At 40.8% G+C, this 20,880-nt stretch carries 18 protein-coding genes; 15 read left to right on the top strand and 3 right to left on the bottom strand.

Annotated elements, in window-relative coordinates:
• Nucleotides 1–72: 72 nt before the first annotated feature.
• A complete protein-coding gene (locus tag FB379_RS06855; protein ID WP_144597594.1) occupies nt 73–2,133 on the bottom strand; it encodes a transglycosylase domain-containing protein in 2,061 nt (686 codons plus the stop codon).
• 197 nt (nt 2,134–2,330) lie between these two features.
• Here FB379_RS06855 and speE point away from each other — a divergent pair, with 197 nt between their 5' ends.
• The 4 genes from speE to argS all read left to right on the top strand — a co-directional run bounded on the left by speE (nt 2,331) and on the right by argS (nt 6,403).
• Entirely contained in the window at nt 2,331–3,161 is an 831-nt protein-coding gene (gene speE, locus FB379_RS06850) for a polyamine aminopropyltransferase (protein WP_082829608.1), read from the top strand.
• Between the two features lie 93 nt (nt 3,162–3,254).
• Nucleotides 3,255–4,136, top strand: coding sequence for an agmatinase (gene speB, locus FB379_RS06845; protein WP_144597592.1), 882 nt, complete (start codon nt 3,255–3,257; stop codon nt 4,134–4,136).
• A 164-nt stretch (nt 4,137–4,300) separates the two neighbouring features.
• Nucleotides 4,301–4,726, top strand: coding sequence for a YwiB family protein (locus tag FB379_RS06840; protein ID WP_063389048.1), 426 nt, complete (start codon nt 4,301–4,303; stop codon nt 4,724–4,726).
• A complete protein-coding gene (argS, locus tag FB379_RS06835; protein ID WP_144597590.1) occupies nt 4,727–6,403 on the top strand; it encodes an arginine--tRNA ligase in 1,677 nt (558 codons plus the stop codon).
• A gap of 518 nt (nt 6,404–6,921) precedes the next feature.
• On the opposite strand, the gene FB379_RS06830 is transcribed toward argS, so the two are convergent.
• Nucleotides 6,922–7,446: an RNA polymerase sigma factor gene (locus tag FB379_RS06830; RefSeq protein ID WP_063389046.1), complete on the bottom strand. Its 525-nt coding sequence runs from the start codon at nt 7,444–7,446 to the stop codon at nt 6,922–6,924.
• Between the two features lie 222 nt (nt 7,447–7,668).
• Between FB379_RS06830 and FB379_RS06825 the strand changes: the two genes are divergently transcribed.
• The 3 genes from FB379_RS06825 (at nt 7,669) to FB379_RS06815 (ending at nt 12,440) form a co-directional block, all read left to right on the top strand.
• Complete coding sequence (locus FB379_RS06825) at nt 7,669–9,786, top strand: (Fe-S)-binding protein (protein ID WP_117016864.1); 2,118 nt, start codon at nt 7,669–7,671, stop codon at nt 9,784–9,786.
• A gap of 291 nt (nt 9,787–10,077) precedes the next feature.
• Nucleotides 10,078–10,632, top strand: a complete 555-nt coding sequence (gene rpoE / locus FB379_RS06820) for a DNA-directed RNA polymerase subunit delta (RefSeq protein ID WP_117016863.1) — start codon at nt 10,078–10,080, stop codon at nt 10,630–10,632.
• Between the two features lie 203 nt (nt 10,633–10,835).
• Complete coding sequence (locus FB379_RS06815) at nt 10,836–12,440, top strand: CTP synthase (RefSeq protein WP_063389043.1); 1,605 nt, start codon at nt 10,836–10,838, stop codon at nt 12,438–12,440.
• Between the two features lie 428 nt (nt 12,441–12,868).
• Here the strand turns inward: FB379_RS06815 and FB379_RS06810 are convergent, their stop codons facing one another.
• Nucleotides 12,869–13,387, bottom strand: a complete 519-nt coding sequence (locus FB379_RS06810) for a DUF2529 domain-containing protein (protein ID WP_144597588.1) — start codon at nt 13,385–13,387, stop codon at nt 12,869–12,871.
• A gap of 178 nt (nt 13,388–13,565) precedes the next feature.
• Here FB379_RS06810 and FB379_RS06805 point away from each other — a divergent pair, with 178 nt between their 5' ends.
• From FB379_RS06805 to FB379_RS06770, 8 genes are all read left to right on the top strand, one after another.
• Nucleotides 13,566–13,937 carry a response regulator gene (locus tag FB379_RS06805; protein ID WP_144597586.1) on the top strand — a complete coding sequence of 124 codons (372 nt, stop codon included), beginning with the start codon at nt 13,566–13,568 and terminating at the stop codon, nt 13,935–13,937.
• A 177-nt stretch (nt 13,938–14,114) separates the two neighbouring features.
• On the top strand, nt 14,115–14,975 hold the full coding sequence (locus tag FB379_RS06800) for a class II fructose-bisphosphate aldolase (RefSeq protein ID WP_063389040.1): 861 nt from the start codon (nt 14,115–14,117) through the stop codon (nt 14,973–14,975).
• A 113-nt stretch (nt 14,976–15,088) separates the two neighbouring features.
• Nucleotides 15,089–15,730, top strand: coding sequence for a fructose-6-phosphate aldolase (gene fsa, locus FB379_RS06795; protein ID WP_144597583.1), 642 nt, complete (start codon nt 15,089–15,091; stop codon nt 15,728–15,730).
• A gap of 285 nt (nt 15,731–16,015) precedes the next feature.
• Nucleotides 16,016–17,305, top strand: coding sequence for a UDP-N-acetylglucosamine 1-carboxyvinyltransferase (locus FB379_RS06790; RefSeq protein WP_063389038.1), 1,290 nt, complete (start codon nt 16,016–16,018; stop codon nt 17,303–17,305).
• A gap of 48 nt (nt 17,306–17,353) precedes the next feature.
• Nucleotides 17,354–18,319: a class II fructose-bisphosphatase gene (glpX, locus tag FB379_RS06785; RefSeq protein WP_063389037.1), complete on the top strand. Its 966-nt coding sequence runs from the start codon at nt 17,354–17,356 to the stop codon at nt 18,317–18,319.
• Nucleotides 18,320–18,591: 272 nt separating this feature from the next.
• On the top strand, nt 18,592–19,869 hold the full coding sequence (gene rho, locus FB379_RS06780) for a transcription termination factor Rho (RefSeq protein WP_063389036.1): 1,278 nt from the start codon (nt 18,592–18,594) through the stop codon (nt 19,867–19,869).
• Between the two features lie 138 nt (nt 19,870–20,007).
• The gene (gene rpmE, locus FB379_RS06775) at nt 20,008–20,208 is read left to right on the top strand and encodes a 50S ribosomal protein L31 (protein WP_063389035.1); all 201 of its coding nucleotides are present in this window, start codon (nt 20,008–20,010) and stop codon (nt 20,206–20,208) included.
• An 85-nt stretch (nt 20,209–20,293) separates the two neighbouring features.
• Nucleotides 20,294–20,866 (top strand): thymidine kinase, encoded by a 573-nt coding sequence (locus FB379_RS06770; protein ID WP_063389034.1) that lies wholly within the window; start codon nt 20,294–20,296, stop codon nt 20,864–20,866.
• Nucleotides 20,867–20,880 lie beyond the last annotated feature (14 nt).

The following is a 20,880-nucleotide window of genomic DNA, read 5'->3' as shown; positions in this document are numbered from 1 at the left end:
CTGCATCTTCTTTGAAAAATAAATAAGGGCTTGCGTCAAGACTATGCGCAAACCCTTATTTTGCCTATATGTCTAAAACCACGGCATAAGCCTTCTCCATAATGGTTCATCCTTTTTTTTCCGCCCGCTGTTTTTCGGCTCTTCCATATTGTCGAGGTGCTCCATGCAATATTTTGTTGGTTCCGTGCCTTTCACATAATACGCAAGGCGGGAGACGGGACATTCTTTCGTCGCTAAAAGCCCGTTTTCCGGATTGACATAAACGCCGACAACTCCTTCAGGCGGCTTAAATTGTTTTACAGGTTCATGTTTCAACGCTTCTTCCATAAAGCCGGCCCAAATTTTTTTCGAATAGCCTCGTTCCTCGACCATGTCAATCGTCTTTCCTTTGTCATAACCTGTCCATACACCTGCTACGAGCTGCGGGGCAAATCCGATCATCCAGCTGTCAGTCTTTGTCGTCCCGGATTTCCCAGCAAAAGGCCTTGATAGTTGATCGATAATGTTTTCCCCTGTAACAGTTGTATAACTGTTTAGCTTTCGATCAAACATGCCGGTCATTAAATGTGCGGTGATAAAGGCTGTTTGTTCATTTAGAATTTGCTCCTTTTCAACATTTGCCTCATATAAGACTTTTCCATTTTTATCAATGATTTTACGGACAAATATCGGTTTTATTTTTTGACCGCCGTTCGCTAAAATGCCGTAAGCGTTCATGAGATCGAGCGGCCTTACGGGAGAAGTTCCTAAAGCTAGCGACGGAACCATTTTAAAATTTTCTCCGATTCCAAAAAGCTTTCCCATTTTTATTAATTGATCCATACCGATAAACATATGGGTTTTAACAGCATAAATATTGTCGGACAAAGCAAGGGCTTCTATTAATGTAATTTCATCATTTGCGTAGTAGCCATTGTAGTTGCCCGGGGAATATGTGTTTGTTCCATTTTGAAAATGGAACGTTGTCGGCTCGCTTTTCAGCGTTGTGGACGGCGTAAATCCATTTTCCAAGGCTGCATAATATAGAAACGGCTTAATCGTTGAACCAGGCTGACGTTTTGCCTGAGTCATGCGGTTAAAAGGGCTCTCTTTATAATTCCGTCCGCCGATTAGAGCTTTTACCTCGCCTGTTTTCGGATCGATTGCCGAGAAGGCAACTTGGATATCCGAGTCTTTCCTCATGACTTTTTCTACGGTCGATTCAGCAATTTTTTGCAGATTTGGATCAAGAGTAGTAAAAATTTTCAGACCGGCTGTTTCAATTAATTGGTGGTCCTGCAATATTTCTTTTACTTCTTTCATAACCTCATCTTGAAAATAGGGGGCAAACTCTTCTGTTTTGGTGTTTTCGTTCGTTTTGAACGTTAATTTTTCCTTTGCAGCCAGTTCACTTTCTTTTTTTGTAATTAACCCTTGTTTGACCATTGTCTGCAAAATCATCTCTTGTCTTTTTTTTGATAAATCATAGTTCACCATCGGTGAATAGGAGTACGGTCCTTTCGGAATGCCGGCAAGTAGAGCGGCTTCGGCGAGCGTCAAGTCCTTTGCCTTTTTGCCGAAGTAATAACGGGAGGCCGCCTCGGCCCCGTAGGCTCCGTGTCCATAATATATTGTATTTAAATAGCCTTCTAAAATTTTTTCTTTCGAGTAGTTCATCTCGAGCCGAATGGTATAAAAAGCTTCTGTCATTTTCCGAGCCCACGTTTTTTCAAATCCAAGATATAAATTTCTTGCGTATTGCTGGGTGATTGTGCTGGCTCCCTGCACCTTTGCCATCGCTTTGAGATCGGCAACGGCAGCACCTGCTATTCGTTTAAAATCAAAACCGTGATGATCATAAAAATTTTTGTCCTCAATAGCGATTGTCGCATTGATTAAATAGGGTGAAATTTCATCAAGTTCCACCCAAAAACGGCGGCCGCCGTGATGCTCCTCACCGATTTTCGTTCCGTTGCTTGCGTACAATACAGTTGATTGCGGCACAACAATGGAAGGAGCGCCTTGTACTTTAGCCGCAATCAAAACAACCGCAATACAAATAGCTGCCGCAGCAAAAACAAAAAAATGAATAAAAAATAATGCCCGGATTGTTTTGATGGTAAGACGAATGCCTTTTGGCGTCATCGCTTCCATTTCCATCACCTCTTAAGCCCGTTCGTTTTGTTATTCAGTATGAGGTGATTCGCAAGTTTTTAAACTTCCACCTATGAAAAATGAAATTTATTCTTTGCAATTTTGATAGATTCCACTATACTTTTTTTGAGGTTTACGTGTTGTCTGTTCAAATTAGGGAAAGATATTGGAAAAACATATGAAAGGAAGATTAAATCTTGGGAGGACTTTGGTATACAGAAAAACAGACAGAACATTTCGGGATTACGATGAAAATTAAACGCACTTTACATACAGAACAGACCGAATTCCAAAAATTGGAGGTAGTGGAGACAGAAGAATTCGGCAACATGCTTTTCTTGGATGGAATGGTAATGACATCGCAAAAAGACGAATTTGTCTACCATGAAATGATGGCCCATGTACCGTTGTTTACTCATCCGAAGCCAGAATATGTGCTAGTTGTCGGAGGAGGAGACGGAGGCGTTATCCGTGAAGTGCTGAAGCATCCAAGTGTAAAAAAAGTAACACTTGCAGAAATTGACGGCAAAGTGATCGAGTATTCAAAAAAATACTTGCCGGAAATTGCCGGAAAACTAGATGATCCACGCGTTGAAGTGAAAGTTGGCGACGGCTTTATGCACATTGCACAAAGCGAAAATCAATATGACTGCATTATGGTTGATTCAACCGAGCCTGTCGGTCCTGCGGTCAACCTCTTTACAAAAGGGTTTTATGCAGGAATATCCAAAGCTTTGAAGGAGGACGGCGTTTTTGTCGCGCAAACGGATAATCCTTGGTTTAAGGCAGATTTGATAAAAAATGTCTATCATGATGTGAAAGAGATTTTCCCGATTACAAGGCTATATACTGCAAACATCCCGACATATCCTAGCGGGCTGTGGACGTTCACGATCGGATCGAAGAAATATGATCCAATTGAGGTAAGTGACGATCGTTTCTTTGACTTGGATTCTAAATATTACACGAAAGAAATTCATAAAGCTGCATTCGCTTTACCGAAGTTTGTTTCCGAAATAATTAAATAGCCTTTAGGAAAACTGAACAAAAAGCGAATAGCATAATACAGTTTAAGCAAGAGGGATCAGCCTCTTGCTTTTTCAGACAGGAGGGTGATGTCCATGCGATTTGATGAAGCTTATTCAGGAAATGTTTTTATTAGAAGCCATCCAAGCTTTGAGGAAAGTGAAGCAGTCATTTATGGAATGCCGATGGATTGGACAGTCAGCTACCGGCCAGGCTCCCGTTTCGGTCCGGCCCGCATTCGGGAGGTTTCCATCGGATTGGAAGAATACAGTCCTTATTTAGATCGTGAGCTTGGGGACGTAAAATATTTTGATGCAGGCGATATTCCTCTTCCGTTTGGAAATGCAAAGCGGAGCATTGAGTTGATTGAAGATTTTGTGGACAAAATTTTAAAAGCGGATAAATTTCCTCTCGGAATTGGAGGAGAGCACCTTGTAACATGGCCTGTCATTAAAGCGATGCATAAAAAATATCCAAATTTAGCGGTCATTCATATCGATGCGCATACAGATTTGCGCGAGCATTATGAAGGCGAGCCTCTGTCTCATGCCACTCCGATCCGGAAAGCAAGCGATTTGATTGGCCCGGAAAATATTTTTTCATTCGGCATCCGATCTGGGATGAAGGAGGAGTTTGAATGGGCGAAAGAGGCTGGACTTTACATTGCCAAATTTGAAGTGCTCGAGCCGCTCAAAAAGATTCTTCCGAAACTTTCACAAAGACCTGTATATGTTACGATTGACATCGATGTGCTGGATCCTGCTCACGCGCCGGGAACCGGAACAGTCGATGCTGGTGGCATTACATCAAAAGAGCTGCTTGCTTCTATTCATGAAATTGCCCGTTCTGATGTGAAAGTTGTCGGCGCTGATTTAGTTGAAGTCGCACCTGTATATGACCATTCAGAACAAACAGCGAATACAGCGAGCAAATTGATTCGCGAAATGTTATTAGGCTGGGTGGCAAAAAGAAAGTAAAGTCATTTTTCTGCCATAGTGCTTCTGCTATGGCTTTTTATTATTCAAAAGCTGAACAGCTTGGATCGAGCGTCAAGCGGCAGGCAGGCCAATATAAAGCTTTTAACAGCAAATGATTTCCACTAAAATATAGAATAAATCCCTAAAAAGGATGATATAAAGACATGCGCGTACCTGTTCAAATTTATGTTCAAAACAAGATTTTTCAAAATCAAACAGAAGAAGAGCGGATTGAATTTTATACAACCGGGGAATTTTTCAAAAAGCAGCACACTTTTTATTTGGTTTATGATGAGATTCAAGATGATGAAACCGTTAAGACGTTAATCAAAATCAGCGAAAAGGAAACGACTCTCATACGTTCCGGAGGCATTCGCTTAAGACAGCGCTTCAAGCAGGGACAAAAAACGTATGCCAATTATGAAACACCGTACGGGACGCTGAAGCTCGCAGCAGAGACAAAATCGCTTATCTGGCATACAGATGAAGAAAAACATGGTACACTTAGCATAGAATATTTGCTCGAAATAAATGGAGATACCCCTCGTTTACACAGTTTAAGCATTCAATTTAAGAAGGAGGAGCATTGAATGAACATTGTAGATGAAGTAAAGGAGCAGCTGAAACAAGAAATAAAAAATGCTGTATTGAAAGCAAACATCGCAGAAGAGGAGCAAATTCCGGAAGTTATTTTAGAGGTGCCGAAAGAAAAAGCACACGGCGATTACTCAACAAACATGGCCATGCAGCTTGCTCGCATAGCTAAAAAAGCGCCTCGGGCGATTGCAGAGGAAATTGTTCAACATTTTGATCGAGCGAAAGCATCCATTGAAAAAATTGATATTGCTGGTCCGGGCTTTATTAATTTTTTCATGAATAATGAATATTTAACTAAGTTGATTCCAGCCATTATTCAAGCGGGTGACAAATACGGCGAATCAAATGTTGGGGAAGGTAAAAAAATCCAAGTGGAGTTCGTTTCTGCAAACCCGACGGGAGATCTTCACTTAGGGCATGCGCGCGGAGCAGCATTCGGCGACTCTCTTTGCAACATTTTAGAAAAAGCGGGGTATGATGTAACCCGGGAATATTATATTAATGACGCTGGAAATCAGATTCACAATTTAGCTCTGTCCGTAGAGGCAAGATATTTAGAAGCGCTTGGAAAAGAAGCGGAAATGCCTGAAGACGGGTACTATGGACAAGATATTATGGAAATCGGAAAAAAAATTGCTGATGAATATGGCGACAGTCTGCTTGAAAAAAGCGAAGAAGAACGGCTGCAATTTTTCCGTGACCTCGGTCTGAAATATGAGCTTGAGAAAATTAGAAAAGACCTCGAAGAATTTCGCGTTTCCTTCGATGTTTGGTATTCTGAGACATCCCTATACAAAAGTGGCAAAATTGATGAGGCGCTCGACATGCTTCGGAAAAACGGCCACATTTATGAACAAGACGGGGCAACATGGTTCCGCTCTACTGCATTTGGCGATGATAAAGATAGAGTGTTGATTAAGAAGGATGGGTCTTATACGTATTTAACACCAGATATTGCTTATCATAAAGATAAATTGGATCGCGGCTTTGATAAGCTGATAAACATTTGGGGCGCGGATCATCATGGCTATATACCGAGAATGAAAGCAGCCATTCAGGCGCTGGGTTATGATCAAAATATTCTTGAAGTGGAAATTATGCAAATGGTCAGCCTCTTTAAAAACGGCGAAAAAGTGAAAATGTCAAAACGTACTGGCAAGGCTGTCACGATGAGAGAATTGATCGAAGAAGTCGGCTTGGATGCCGTTCGTTACTTTTTTGCTATGAGAAGCGGCGACTCGCATATGGATTTTGACTTGGATTTGGCTGTATCGGAATCAAATGAAAATCCTGTCTATTACGCACAATACGCTCATGCGCGTGTATGCAGCATTCTCCGCCAAGGAAACGAGCAAGGCCTGTCTTACAATGCAAACGAAAGCGATCTTTTGAATGAAATTCAATCTGAGAAAGAAATAGAGCTGTTAAAAAAGCTTGGTGAATTCCCTGGCGTTGTCGCTGAAGCCGCAGAGAAAAGAATTCCGCATCGGATTACGAATTACATTTTTGAGCTGGCATCTGTGCTACACAGCTTCTACAATGCAGAAAAGGTGCTTGATGCAAGCAATGAAATGAAATCTAAGGCGCGGCTTGCTCTTATGAAAGCAACGCAAATCACGCTGAAAAATGCCCTTACCTTAATTGGCGTATCCGCTCCTGAAAAAATGTAACGAATTTAGATGTGGGAAATGATTCGAGTAAAAGGGAAATAGGAATGCTTTCCGATTTCAACCTAATCGCACCTCATTTTCTAGGATGTTAAAACGAAGAGAGCAGAAAAAGCCTTTTTTCAACAAGTTATTGTGTGAAAAAGGGCTTTTTGCTTTTTTGTTTGCATATATTTGAAGGAGACATGCTATTTATTTTCCGACAGCTGTGCTGTTTGTTGAGTTATAACCCCTTTTGTATTTTGTTTATGATAGGGAAGAGCTTATTCATTTTTTGCTGTATTAAACAGGATCCATCATACTGCTTTTTGAAATGAGGCTGAACCAGCTGAGACTATGGAAAAGCAGACAATGAAAAAAGCGAAAAACAAAAAACGCGATCCAAAAGTAAATTGCAGGCTCTATTGCTAGGTCAAGAGAGTTTTCCACAGCGATGTGAACGCTGTTTGAGTTGTTCAGCAAACGCCCGGCAGTCGTTGCAGAGATTATTGGTCGCTTAGTTATATTGAAAACTAACATCCTCATAAATCATTTTGAAAAACCCCGTTCTTTTGCAGAAATGTCATTAACTGTTTTCGGCCGCGGAAAATTTTTGTTTTCACCGTATTTTTAGGCAAATTCATCTGCTGGGCAATTTCTGTATAGGATAATCCCTGCTGCCGCAATAGAATAATCTTTTTTGTATTAGGATCCATTTCGTTTAATGCATTTTGCACATATTCAATCATTTGTTTTAATAAGGCCTCGGATTCGGGATTCCATTCTGAGCAGTTGTGAAAAATTGCTTCTTGCTGCAGATGGTTTAGCAAATGATTGTTTCGTTGAATTTTTCGAAGATGGTCGGTGGCTGTATTTTTTGAGACAGTCGTAATCCAAGCGCTGATATTGGTAGGCATATCATTCGTTTGAAAATATATATATATTTTAATACAAACTTCTTGGACGATATCATCAACAAGAGATTCGTTTTTCACAGTCCTTTTGACAGTTTTTTTTATTTGATGATGGTGTTGTTTAATGAGCCCGACAATGTCAGTCGTATCCATTTTTCCGGCACTCCTCTAGCAAAATTAACAAATAAATTTTGGAATTTGTTCAATATTTTAGAAATAAATAACTGTCATTATATACGAAACAAAGGAAAAATGGTTCCGATTTTCAACGATTTGGCGAATTGACTGAACGTTCATTCATTATATAATATAATTAAGAAACGTCCGAAATTTCAGTCAAATACAACAGGGGGATTTTATGAATGGGGGAGAATAATGAATACACTATTATGGATTAATTTTTTTGCGTTTTTGCTTGTAACCGTTTACGCGGTGTATTTGTTTATTTATTTAATTCAAACTAGAATTGCTTATATCAAACTTGGAAAAAAAGAAGAATTTGACGGGAAGGTAAAAGAACGTTTCGAACGGATTTGGGTCAATGTGTTCGGACAGAAAAAACTATTAAAAGACAAGAAAATGGGCTGGGTTCATGTTATTTTTTTCTACGGCTTTATTCTTGTCCAATTCGGTGCGATTGATTTCATTTTAAAAGGGCTGATTCCGGGGAGCCATTTGCCTTTCGGACCGTTATACCCGATTTTCACCTTTTTCCAAGAAATTGTTACCCTCCTTATTTTAGTAGCGGTAGTTGCTGCTTTTTACCGGCGATACATTGAAAAGCTTGTCCGTTTAAAACGAGGGTTTAAATCCGGACTTGTCCTTATTTTTATCAGCGGATTAATGCTGTCTGTACTGCTTGGAAACGGTATGTACATGATTTGGAGGGGATATGAACGAAGCTTTAGTGAACCTGTTGCCTCATCGGCTGCTTTCCTGCTGGGCTTTGTCGGTGAAACAGGCGCCGCTGTTATTTTTTACGTTTTTTGGTGGGTGCACCTGCTCATTTTGCTCACATTTTTAGTGTATGTCCCTCAGTCTAAACATGCCCATTTAATTGCAGGACCTGCCAATGTTTTTTTAAGTCGTTTGTCAAATCCAGGGAAGTTGGAGAAAATTGATTTTGAAGACGAAACTCAAACATCATATGGAGTCGGAAAAATTGAAGATTTCCGGCAAACGCAGCTTCTCGATTTGTACGCCTGTGTTGAATGCGGACGGTGTACAAATATGTGTCCGGCGACTGGTACTGGAAAAATGCTTTCGCCGATGGATTTAATCATAAAGCTTCGGGATCATTTAACAAATAAAGGGGCTGCCATCACTTCCAAGTCCCCTTGGGTGCCTGCCTTTGCATTTCAAAATACGATGGGAAATCAGCTGGCCCTTCAGTCGCTGCAAAAGGGAACAGGTGAAGCGGCGGCGGCTCTCGACTACAATCCAAGCCTCATCGGGGAGGTCATTTCAGAGGAAGAAATATGGGCATGTACGACGTGCCGGAATTGTGAAGACCAATGTCCAGTAATGAACGAACATGTCGATAAAATCATTGACCTGCGCCGCTACCTTGTATTAACAGAAGGAAAAATGAATCCGGATGCGCAGCGGGCGATGCAAAACATTGAGCGGCAAGGAAATCCGTGGGGCCTAAACCGCAAAGATAAGGAAAATTGGCGCAAATCACGAGAAGATGTCTACGTGCCAACGGTGAAGGAATTGAAAAAGCAAGGCGAGGAGTTTGAATATTTATTCTGGGTCGGTTCCATGGGATCATTTGATAATCGCAGCCAAAAAATCGCTTTATCGTTTGCTAAACTTTTGAACGAAGCAGGTGTGAAATTTGCTATATTAGGAAATAAAGAGAAAAATTCAGGTGACACACCGAGGCGCCTCGGCAATGAGTTTTTATTTCAAGAGCTTGCTGCAAGCAACATAGCCGAATTTGAAAAATATAATGTGAAGAAAATTGTTACAATCGACCCGCATGCTTACAACATATTTAAAAATGAATATCCGGATTTCGGTTTTGAAGCCGAAGTGTACCATCATACAGAACTTTTAGCAAAACTGTTGAAAGAAAAGAAGCTCGTTCCGAAATATGAAGTGAATGAAACGATTACTTTCCACGATTCTTGTTATCTTGGAAGATACAACGAAATTTATGATCCGCCCCGTGAAATTTTGGCATCCATTCCAGGTGTAAAAGTTGTTGAAATGGAACGGAATCGGGAAACGGGCATGTGCTGTGGAGCCGGCGGCGGCCTTATGTGGATGGAAGAAGACACGGGAGTGCGCATCAATGTTGCGCGCACCGAACAAGCACTGGCTGTCAATCCAAGCGTGATCAGCTCCGGATGTCCATATTGTCTAACAATGCTGACAGATGGAACGAAAGCAAAAGAGGTTGAAAATAAAGTGAAAACGTACGATGTAGCGGAGCTGCTGGAAAAAGCTGTTTTTGGCGAATCGAAGGAGCAAGAGCTCATTTCATAAAGATATGATTAGATAGAAAGCAATTTTAAAAGGCGCCACAAGGGCGCCTTAAGATTTTAAAAAATAGAAAGATAGACAATGGAATTTGACGAAAAAATTTAAAATCAAGACACAATACGGTAGCATAAAGTTGTAAAATTTGTTTATAATGAATGGTATGCAAACGTATCATATGGTACATCACTGAAAGGGCGGCATTCATCATTCGGAATTATATCATGCTTTATTCTATTTTCGTTGCCCTTTCATTTAATAAAGATAGATGAAAGACGAGAAAGGGAGTGCCTGACCTTGAGCTTAACGCAATACTCGCAGGAGCAGCTGAAAGAAATGTCGATGGTGGATATCGCTTACCTTATTCTTTCCGAAAAAAGGCAAGCTATACCGTTTGAAGAATTAATGAAAGAAGTTAGCAGTTTATTAGGGCTTTCGGAGGAAGAAGCGACCGAACGCATTGCACAGTTTTATACGGATTTAAATATAGATGGAAAATTTATTTGCATTGGGGAAAATAGCTGGGGCATTAAGAGCTGGTATCCGCTCGATCAAATTGAAGAAGAAACCCAGCCGACGGTTAAAACGAAGAAGAAAAAAGCGAAGATTGCATACGATGAAGAAGATCTTGACGATTATGAAGACTTGGTTGAAGACGATCTTGACTATGACGATCTTGACGATTATGTGGATGAAGAAGAGCTTGATCTTGATGAAGAAGACGATGATTTTGAGGACGAAGAAGATGATGAAAGCTTTGATGATGAACTAATTGACGATGATTACGATGTAGAAGATGACGAGTTGGATGCTGATTTCGATCTCGATGAGGAAGAATTGGACGAACAATAATGTCCTAAATTTAAGGGTTGACTTTCATAGTTTTCCTCGCTAATATTTTAATTGGGCTTTAAAAGTACGGAAAACAAATTACAATATGAAAGCTCCCTTTCCGAAAAGGAAGGGAGCTTTCATATTTTTTTGTTGATGCCTTCTGACGATTTATTTTGTGCAAATTAACAAAAGGATAGATTGCAACTGGAGGGAATTTTTGCATGACCAAGTATATTTTTGTAACCGGTGGCGTTGTTTCATCTTTAGGGAAAGGAATTACTGCCGCATCTCTTGGCAGACTTCTAAAAAACCGCGGGTTGAATGTGACGATTCAAAAATTCGATCCATATATCAATGTTGATCCGGGGACAATGAGTCCGTATCAGCACGGCGAAGTGTTCGTGACGGATGACGGCGCTGAGACTGACCTCGATTTAGGCCATTACGAGCGCTTTATTGATATTAATTTAAATAAGTACAGCAATGTCACAACAGGAAAAATTTATTCGGCCGTCATTAAAAAAGAACGGAGAGGCGATTATTTAGGCGGAACCGTTCAAGTCATCCCCCATATTACGAATGAAATTAAAGACCGCGTTTTTCGCGCTGGCAGAGAAACAAATGCTGATGTCGTTATTACCGAAATCGGCGGTACCGTCGGAGATATTGAATCATTGCCGTTTTTGGAAGCAATCCGCCAAATGAAAAATGAAGCAGGCCGCAAAAACGTCATGTACATTCATTGTACTCTTGTGCCATATATTAAAGCAGCAGGAGAAATGAAAACAAAGCCGACACAGCATAGTGTGAAAGAATTGCGCTCATTGGGAATACAGCCAAATGTGATTGTAGTGCGCACAGAAATGCCGATTTCCCAAGAGATGAAAGATAAAATTGCTTTGTTCTGCGACATTGAACCGAAAGCTGTCATTGAATGCCGTGATGCCGATATTCTTTACAGCGTCCCTTTAGCATTGCAAGAACAAAACCTTGATCAAATTGTTTGCGATTATTTGGATCTTCAATGCGGACAAGCTGATATGACGGAATGGATCGAGCTTGTCAATAAAGTCCGCAATTTATCAAAAACAGTTAAAATCGCCTTAGTCGGCAAATATGTCGAGCTTCAGGACGCCTATATTTCCGTTGTGGAAGCTTTGAAGCATGCCGGATATTATTATGATGCCGATGTGGAAATTGATTGGATCAATGCGGAGCATGTTACGAAGGAGAATGTAGCAGACTTGCTTCAGGGAGCTGAAGGTATATTAGTTCCTGGCGGATTTGGAGACAGGGGAGTGGAAGGGAAAATAATCGCGACTCAATACGCCCGCGAACAAAAAATTCCTTTCCTTGGCATCTGTCTTGGCATGCAGGTAGCTTCGATCGAGTTTGCCCGCAACGTTCTAGGATTAAAAGGTGCGAATTCATCTGAAATTGATCCAAACACTCCATATCCGATTATTGACTTGCTTCCGGAGCAAAAAGAAGTAGAGGATTTAGGAGGAACGCTCCGTCTTGGTTTATATCCTTGCAAATTGAAAGAAGGAACAAAGGCTTATGAAGCCTACAACGATGAAGTAATTTATGAACGTCATCGCCATCGGTACGAATTTAACAATGAGTTCCGTCAGCAAATGGAAGAGGCCGGATTTGTATTCTCCGGAACAAGTCCAGATGGACGGTTAGTAGAAATCATTGAATTACAAGACCACCCTTGGTTTGTTGCGTCCCAATTCCATCCGGAGTTTACATCACGGCCAACTAGACCGCAGCCTCTTTTCCGGGAGTTCATTCACGCTTCTCTAAACAAGAAAAATCAATAAGAAATGAAAGAAAAGGTTGTCTGAACGATTGGTTAGACAGCCTTTTTTTGCTCGTAATACAAATTTTTTTATTACGACAAATCTTTCACTGATTTCCGAAAGCAGCGGCTTTGTTTTTCATTTTGAAGAAAGAATCGGCCGGGAAATCGACGCTGTTCTAAATTTAAAAACCATCCCTATAAACGGCGTCGCATTTTTCATAAAATTTTATTAGAGTATCGCAAAAAAGACTTATACGCGATTTTTCATAAAAACGCATTGTAAATCATGAAACAGGTCATCAGCTTCTCTGCACTACAAAATGTATTGATAAAGGTCTAAAGTCTGTACAAGAGAGGACTAAATTTGAAATCAATAGGTTTCTATGCTAATTCATAAAAAAAGAAATTGGCGATTTGCCAATTTCTTCGCATTCTTGCATGTAAAGTTTATTCTTCATGTTCCTCCAATATTTCTTTCACAGTCAAAAATAAGCAGTAGTAAACATATAATGAAGTCATGAGCACAGGGAAGCCGATTCGTTCATTATGTTCAGTGGGAATAATGGGTTTTGTTAATTTGGAATCTACATGTATATCGACAAATTGCTGTAAGCTTTTTTCGCCGTTAACAGTTGCGGAAACCCCAACGGTTGGAATCCCTTTTTCGGCCAATTGCTGCGCAGTATCAATCGCATCAAGATCAGTCGAAAACGGAGTGAAAAGGAGAACGCGGTCTGCTGCGGTTACGTTATCCACATCAGGCAAAGGCTTGCATGCCGGAAAGGATTCTCCTTTTTCAACTTGGGCATAAATTCCTTCAAGAATTCCCCATCCTTTTACATAAATGGCGCCTTCTCCGATTGCAGCTTGCGCCAGAAGACGTGCGGCATCTTCTATTTGGCTGTTTTCTTTCTCTTGAATTCTTTGGAAAAACCCTGTTAATTGTGTCGTAAAAATTTTTAACATTCAATCATCAGCCACCTTTATACAAAGTTCTCTGCTTATATAATAAGAAAAAGCGGCGAAGAATCAAAATATGAATAATTTGTGAACCGGTTGGCAGGAAATTGTAATTTAATCGAGAATACATAACTAAATAAAATTTTAAAAAGTATTGCATTTGTTTAAGTTAAGAGGTGTAAAAATGGATGGAAAAATTTTAATTGTCGACGATCAATACGGAATTCGGATTTTGCTGAATGAAGTGTTCAATAAAGAGGGTTATCAAACTTTTCAAGCTGCTAACGGTTTTCAGGCATTAGAAATAGCCGAAAACCATTCCCCTGATCTCGTTTTATTAGACATGAAAATTCCAGGGATGGACGGGATTGAAATTTTAAAAAGGCTAAAAAAGGTTAACCCTGATATACGAGTCATTATCATGACCGCGTATGGAGAATTGGATATGATTCAGGAAGCGAAAGATTTAGGGGCATTAACACACTTCGCCAAGCCGTTTGACATTGACGAGCTGCGGGATACAGTGAGAAAATATTTGCCTTCCCGAACGAAATAAAGTGTATAATCCATGAATTTATCGGGATAAAGTTGCCGAAATCCTCATAAGTTGGTATTCTATTTAGTAAGAAAAGATGATTGGCATCATACATACATTTTTCTTGCTCAGGTCATGCTAGATTTGAGCTTTTCGCTAATCGCAACATAGGCTACTTAATTTAAGGAGGATTTTTCGATGCCCTTAGTTTCAATGACTGAAATGTTAAATCGTGCAAAAGAAAACGGCTATGCTGTAGGACAGTTTAATTTAAACAATCTCGAGTTCACACAAGCGATTCTGCAAGCAGCAGAAGAAGAAAAATCACCGGTTATTTTAGGCGTTTCTGAAGGCGCTGGTCGCTATATGGGCGGTTTTAAAACGGTTGTGAACATGGTAAAAGGTTTGATGGAAGATTATAAAATTACCGTTCCAGTTGCCATCCATTTAGATCACGGCTCAAGCTTTGAATCATGTGCAAAAGCTATTCATGCCGGCTTTACTTCTGTTATGATCGATGCCTCTCATCATCCTTTTGAAGAGAATGTCGCTTTAACTTCCAAAGTAGTGGAGCTTGCTCATCTACATGGTGTTTCTGTTGAAGCGGAATTAGGTGTTGTCGGCGGACAGGAAGATGACGTAGTAGGAGAAGGAATTATTTACGCTGATCCAAATGAATGTGAAGAGCTTGTAAAACGGACAGGTATTGATTGCCTAGCTCCTGCATTGGGATCTGTTCACGGTCCGTATAAAGGAGAGCCGAACCTAGGCTTTAAAGAAATGGAGGAAATCAGCAACCGGACTGGCGTTCCATTAGTACTGCACGGGGGAACAGGAATTCCGACAAAGGATATTCAAAGAGCAATTTCTTTAGGAACTGCGAAAATTAACGTTAATACAGAAAACCAAATAGCATCTGCTAAACGCGTACGCGAAGTTTTGGCAGAAAATCCGGATATGTATGATCCGCGCAAATATTTAGGTCCTGCCCGGGAAGCCATTAAAGAAACAGTTAAAGGCAAAATGCGCGAATTCGGTTCATCCGGAAAAGCAGAATAAATAGATAAGGTTTCATATTTCTTTATGCAATTAACGGCCGCCTTTCTTTTATGAAGTATGGCGGTTTCGTTTCTTGTTTTTGCGAAAGCGATCACATAAGGGAGGTACCAGGCATGTTATTTTTTATTGATACAGCAAATATCGAAGAAATTAAGGAAGCTCAATCACTAGGCGTTTTGTCAGGAGTAACAACTAACCCTAGCTTGGTTGCAAAAGAAAAAGGCGTAACGTTTGAAGAAAGATTGATAGAAATTACATCCATTGTTTCCGGATCTGTCAGCGCGGAAGTCATCTCAACTAAAGCGGAAGAAATGATTAAGGAAGGTCAAGAATTAGCTAAAATTGCACCAAATATTACGATAAAAGTTCCTATGACCCCTGATGGTCTAAAAGCAGTCAAAAAATTCTCAGAATTAGGAATTCATACAAACGTGACGCTTATTTTTAACGCCAATCAAGCGCTACTAGCTGCAAGAGCAGGTGCTACATATGTTTCTCCTTTTTTAGGTCGGTTAGATGACATCGGTCATAATGGATTGAATCTCATTTCAGAAATCTCCCAAATATTTGATATTCATGGCATTGATACGAAAATTATTGCTGCTTCCATCCGTCATCCGCAGCATGTAACTGAGGCAGCATTGCGCGGAGCTCATATTGCCACGATTCCTTATAAAGTGTTGATGCAGCTGTTCAAACATCCGCTGACTGATCAAGGTATTGAGAAATTTTTAGCAGACTGGAACAATCGATAAATGATAAAACGGGGGATTTCCCCCGTTTGAAAAATTTTTTGCCGTCGAATCCGGTCTTTTGACTTGCTGTAACGCCTGAAGGAGTAGAATCTGCTCGTTTTTCTGATGAACGTTTTGTCATGCCCTATCTATTTGTGTACAATAAAATTGCCGCCTTTTCGTATGTATTTTTCAACAAATGGTAATCAATGTGTAAAGAGGGCTTTTCATCATGACAGTTTGTTAAAGAAAATCTGGATCCCGTTTTCTTTAGCAAACTGTTAGGTCACAAGAAGGGAGACTGCTATGGAAAAGTTAAAAGTTGCAGGCGGGCAGAAGTTGAAAGGTACGGTGAAGGTAAGCGGCGCCAAAAATAGCGCAGTAGCATTGATTCCAGCAACAATTTTAGCAAGCTCATCCGTTACGATTGAAGGGCTTCCGGATATATCTGATGTACATATTTTGGGCGATTTATTGGAGGAAATAGGGGGCAAAGTTTCGTTTCATCAAAACGATATTACAGTCGATCCGACAAGCATGCTTTCAATGCCGCTTCCAAACGGAAAAGTGAAAAAGCTGAGAGCCTCTTATTATTTAATGGGAGCGATGCTTGGCCGGTTTAAAAAAGCGGTGATCGGGCTTCCCGGCGGCTGTCATTTAGGCCCGAGACCAATCGACCAGCACATAAAAGGGTTTGAAGCTTTAGGTGCTTCTGTAACAAATGAGCATGGTGCCATTTATTTGCGTGCGGATGAGCTTAGAGGAGCTCGGATTTTTCTTGATGTTGTAAGCGTGGGTGCCACCATAAACATCATGCTTGCAGCGGTCTTGGCAAAAGGGCGGACAATTATTGAAAATGCTGCAAAAGAACCTGAAATTATTGATGTTGCAACTTTATTATCCAGCATGGGTGCAAAAATAAAAGGGGCCGGAACGGACGTCATCCGGATCGATGGGGTTGAAAAGCTGCATGGCTGCCGCCATTCGATTATTCCGGATCGAATTGAAGCAGGGACGTATATGATTATCGGTGCCGGCATTGCAGAAGAGCTCATCGTTGACAATGTCATACCTCTTCATCTCGAATCCCTTATTGCGAAGCTTCGGGAAATGGGGGTCCATGTAGAAACGAGCGATGATCAAGTTTATATCGCCCGTCGAAATAAAGAATTAAAGCCTGTCGATATAAAAACTCTCGTTTACCCGGGATTTCCAACCGATTTGCAGCAGCCTATGACAACGCTTTTGACACAGGCGAACGGAACGAGCATGGTGACGGATACCATTTACTCTTCAAGATTCAAGCATATTGATGAATTAAGAAGGATGGGTGCTCAAATCAAAGTGGAGGGTCGGTCTGCGATCATAACAGGTCCGTCAACTCTTCAAGGTGCAAAAGTAAAAGCGAGCGATCTTCGGGCAGGGGCATCGCTTGTAGCAGCGGGTTTAATGGCCGATGGAATAACAGAGGTAACCGGCATCGACCATATTGATCGCGGATACAGCCATTTGGAAGAAAAACTTGCCGGGATTGGCGCCAAAATATGGAGGGAGAAATTAACTGACCAAGAAATTCAGCAATTGCAAAATTCATAAGAATCACCAATTTTGCATGAAATGACATCAAAGGGGGAGGAACACAAAATGGAAAGAAGTTTATCAATGGAACTTGTACGTGTGACAGAAGCAGCTGCCCTTGCGTCTGCACGTTGGATGGGCCGCGGCAAAAAAGATGAGGCGGATGATGCCGCGACCTCAGCAATGCGAACCGTTCTAGATACGATCCCGATGAAAGGAACAGTTGTGATTGGAGAAGGAGAAATGGACGAGGCTCCGATGCTGTATATTGGGGAGAAGCTTGGCAACGGCTACGGCCCGCGTGTCGATGTCGCCGTAGATCCATTGGAAGGAACCAATATTGTGGCGTCAGGCGGCTGGAATGCACTTGCAGTTATAGCGGTAGCCGACCATGGGAACATGCTCCATGCGCCAGATATGTATATGGACAAAATTGCAGTAGGGCCTGAAGCTGTCGGGTGCATAGATATTGATGCTCCGATTATCGACAATTTAAAAGCTGTTGCAAAGGCGAAAAATAAAGATATCGAAGATGTTGTAGCAACTGTTTTAAATCGAAAAAGACATGAGCATATTATTCAAACCCTTCGAGAAGCGGGTGTTCGCATTAAACTGATCAATGACGGCGATGTCGCTGCGGCAATTAATACCGCCTTTGACCATACGGGCGTTGATATTTTGTTCGGATCTGGAGGGGCTCCTGAAGGAGTGTTGGCAGCAGTTGCTTTAAAATGTTTAGGAGGAGAAATACAAGGAAAGCTGCTGCCGCAAAATGACCAGGAGCTGGAACGATGTAAAAAAATGGGGATTGATGTCAACAAAACTCTTCGAATGGAAGACTTAGTAAAAGGCGATGATGCGATTTTTGCTGCAACAGGTGTAACGGATGGCGAGCTGTTAAAAGGTGTGCAATTCAAAAGCTCTATTGCAACGACTCATTCTGTTGTGATGCGTGCGAAATCCGGAACAGTGCGCTTTATCGATGGCCGCCATTCTTTGAATAAAAAACCGAATTTAGTTATTCGATCTTAGTGAGAGGAGACGAATAGATCTCCTCTGCTTTTTAAAAATATACCCTTCAAAATACTTTCCGCTGTTTTTTAGCTTGAAATGTATTGCGAAAAGTAAAAAAATAAGGTAAAAATAAAGAGGTTGTTATAAAAAGATTTCTGCTTTTAAGCTTCCTACCTTCCTGCCTCCTTCTCAATCCATTTGTCCTTACATTTTCAAACAACATAATTTTAATGGATGGAAGAACGAAACGTGAAACATTTTGAATATGGTAAGAAAAGCGTGGTGTAAGTATGAGCGAGATTTCCATTTCAACTCTTGAAAATATGAAATTAAAAGAGTTGTATGAACTAGCACGGCAATTTAAAATTTCATATTACAGCAAATTAACAAAAAAGGAATTAATTTTTGCAATATTAAAAGCAAATGCGGAGAAAGAAGATTTGCTATTTATGGAAGGCGTCTTAGAAATCATTCCTTCTGAAGGATTTGGTTTTCTGCGTCCAATTAACTATTCTCCCAGCGCAGAGGATATTTATATTTCAGCCTCGCAAATCCGCCGTTTTGATTTAAGAAACGGCGATAAAGTATCTGGAAAAGTCCGCCCGCCAAAAGAAAATGAACGATATTACGGATTGCTGCACGTTGAAGCGGTAAATGGCGACGACCCCGAATCTGCGAAAGAACGCGTCCATTTCCCGGGCCTTACTCCTCTTTATCCAAATAGACAAATGAAATTGGAAACCGAACCTAAAAATTTATCAACAAGGATTATGGATTTAATTACACCAGTCGGCTTTGGACAGCGCGGTTTAATTGTGGCACCCCCTAAGGCAGGAAAAACAATGCTTTTAAAAGAAATTGCCAATGCCATTACGACGAACCATCCTGAGGCTGAACTGATTGTGCTGCTTATTGATGAACGTCCTGAAGAGGTAACCGATATTGAACGTTCTGTAAAAGGGGATGTCGTAAGCTCAACTTTCGATGAGGTGCCGGAGAATCATATTAAAGTCGCTGAACTCGTTCTTGAACGAGCGATGCGTCTTGTGGAGCATAAACGGGATGTCATTATTTTAATGGACAGCATAACCCGGTTGGCCCGCGCGTATAACTTAGTAATTCCGCCAAGCGGCCGGACGCTGTCAGGAGGGATTGACCCTGCCGCATTTCACCGTCCAAAGCGGTTTTTTGGGGCGGCGCGGAACATTGAGGAAGGCGGCAGCTTGACGATATTGGCAACTGCGCTTGTAGATACGGGATCGCGAATGGATGATGTCATTTACGAAGAATTTAAAGGAACGGGAAATATGGAGCTTCATCTTGATCGTTCATTAGCGGAAAGGAGAATATTCCCTGCCATTGATATTCGCCGTTCCGGTACACGAAAAGAAGAATTGTTAATTCCGAAAGAGCATTTAGAAATGTTATGGGCGATTCGAAAATCTATGTCGGATCAGATGGATTTTGCTGAACGCTTCTTAAAGAAAATGCGCCAAACGAAATCAAATGAGGAATTTTTTGAAATGCTAAAAGAAGAATGGAAAACAACTGGCATAAAAAGTTTCTAACTATGTTGCATTTCTTGTAAACCCTTGTTATAATTTTTTCATGTGTGTTTAAGAATGTTGAAGCGTGAAATAATTGCACGTTTCCGAATAGATAAACTCTGTTTCGAAATGATTCAGGGCGTAAAGGAGTTGAAAACTATGAAACCGGGAATTCATCCAAATTATAAAAGAGTACTCGTAAAATGTGCATGCGGAAACGAATTTGAAAGCGGTTCTGTTAAAGATGAGGTGCGCGTTGAAATTTGTTCTGAATGCCATCCGTTCTATACAGGCCGCCAAAAATTTGCAACTGCAGCCGGACGTGTAGACAAATTTAACAAAAAATACGGTCTTAAATAATTATGTAAAACAGGCAGTCTTTTCATTCTGCCTGTTTTTTCACTTATTTGACATGTTTTTATAAAACGGGGAGAGATTTTTAAATATGGCGCAATTGTTTTTTAAATACGGGGCGATGAACAGCGGCAAATCCATCGAAATTTTAAAGGTTGCTCATAACTATGAGGAACAAAACAAATCGGTGCTGATTTTCACGTCTGCCATTGATACTCGTGATGAAGTTGGATATGTATCAAGCAGAATTGGCTTCAGACGAAAAGCGATACCGATCTACGATGATACGAATATTTTCCAAATTGTGAAGGAGTATCAGCCTAAGCCGTACTGTGTGCTAGTGGATGAGGCACAATTTTTAAAGAAAAAGCATGTACTTGAGCTTGCGGATATTGTTGACAAATTGAATATTCCCGCAATGGCGTTTGGATTGAAAAACGATTTTCAAAATGAGCTTTTCGAAGGAAGCAAATATTTGCTGCTTTTTGCGGATAAAATTGAGGAAATGAAAACGATTTGCTGGTTCTGCGAAAGGAAAGCAACAATGAATTTACGGATTGACGACAACGGCAAACCGGTATATTCGGGCGAGCAAATCCAAATCGGAGGAAATGACAAGTACTATCCTGTCTGCCGAAAGTGCCACGCGAATCCGCCGTTATGAATCATTGCTTATTT

The sequence above is a fragment of the Aeribacillus composti genome (assembly GCF_007827555.1).
Taxonomy (GTDB): Bacteria; Bacillota; Bacilli; order Bacillales; family Aeribacillaceae; genus Aeribacillus; species Aeribacillus composti.
Note: the sequence above shows the minus strand (reverse complement) of the source record. Positions and strands in the feature narration are given on the sequence as shown.

What these genes read in the sequence shown, in the direction of transcription:
- FB379_RS06855 (WP_144597594.1), bottom strand. Translation starts at nt 2,133, where the DNA reads ATGGAAGCGATGACGCCAAAAGGCATTCGTCTTACCATCAAAACAATC.
- speB (WP_144597592.1), top strand. Translation starts at nt 3,255, where the DNA reads ATGCGATTTGATGAAGCTTATTCAGGAAATGTTTTTATTAGAAGCCAT.
- FB379_RS06840 (WP_063389048.1), top strand. Translation starts at nt 4,301, where the DNA reads ATGCGCGTACCTGTTCAAATTTATGTTCAAAACAAGATTTTTCAAAAT.
- argS (WP_144597590.1), top strand. Translation starts at nt 4,727, where the DNA reads ATGAACATTGTAGATGAAGTAAAGGAGCAGCTGAAACAAGAAATAAAA.
- FB379_RS06830 (WP_063389046.1), bottom strand. Translation starts at nt 7,446, where the DNA reads ATGGATACGACTGACATTGTCGGGCTCATTAAACAACACCATCATCAA.
- FB379_RS06825 (WP_117016864.1), top strand. Translation starts at nt 7,669, where the DNA reads ATGAATACACTATTATGGATTAATTTTTTTGCGTTTTTGCTTGTAACC.
- FB379_RS06815 (WP_063389043.1), top strand. Translation starts at nt 10,836, where the DNA reads ATGACCAAGTATATTTTTGTAACCGGTGGCGTTGTTTCATCTTTAGGG.
- FB379_RS06810 (WP_144597588.1), bottom strand. Translation starts at nt 13,387, where the DNA reads ATGTTAAAAATTTTTACGACACAATTAACAGGGTTTTTCCAAAGAATT.
- FB379_RS06805 (WP_144597586.1), top strand. Translation starts at nt 13,566, where the DNA reads ATGGATGGAAAAATTTTAATTGTCGACGATCAATACGGAATTCGGATT.
- FB379_RS06800 (WP_063389040.1), top strand. Translation starts at nt 14,115, where the DNA reads ATGCCCTTAGTTTCAATGACTGAAATGTTAAATCGTGCAAAAGAAAAC.
- fsa (WP_144597583.1), top strand. Translation starts at nt 15,089, where the DNA reads ATGTTATTTTTTATTGATACAGCAAATATCGAAGAAATTAAGGAAGCT.
- FB379_RS06790 (WP_063389038.1), top strand. Translation starts at nt 16,016, where the DNA reads ATGGAAAAGTTAAAAGTTGCAGGCGGGCAGAAGTTGAAAGGTACGGTG.
- glpX (WP_063389037.1), top strand. Translation starts at nt 17,354, where the DNA reads ATGGAAAGAAGTTTATCAATGGAACTTGTACGTGTGACAGAAGCAGCT.
- rho (WP_063389036.1), top strand. Translation starts at nt 18,592, where the DNA reads ATGAGCGAGATTTCCATTTCAACTCTTGAAAATATGAAATTAAAAGAG.
- rpmE (WP_063389035.1), top strand. Translation starts at nt 20,008, where the DNA reads ATGAAACCGGGAATTCATCCAAATTATAAAAGAGTACTCGTAAAATGT.
- FB379_RS06770 (WP_063389034.1), top strand. Translation starts at nt 20,294, where the DNA reads ATGGCGCAATTGTTTTTTAAATACGGGGCGATGAACAGCGGCAAATCC.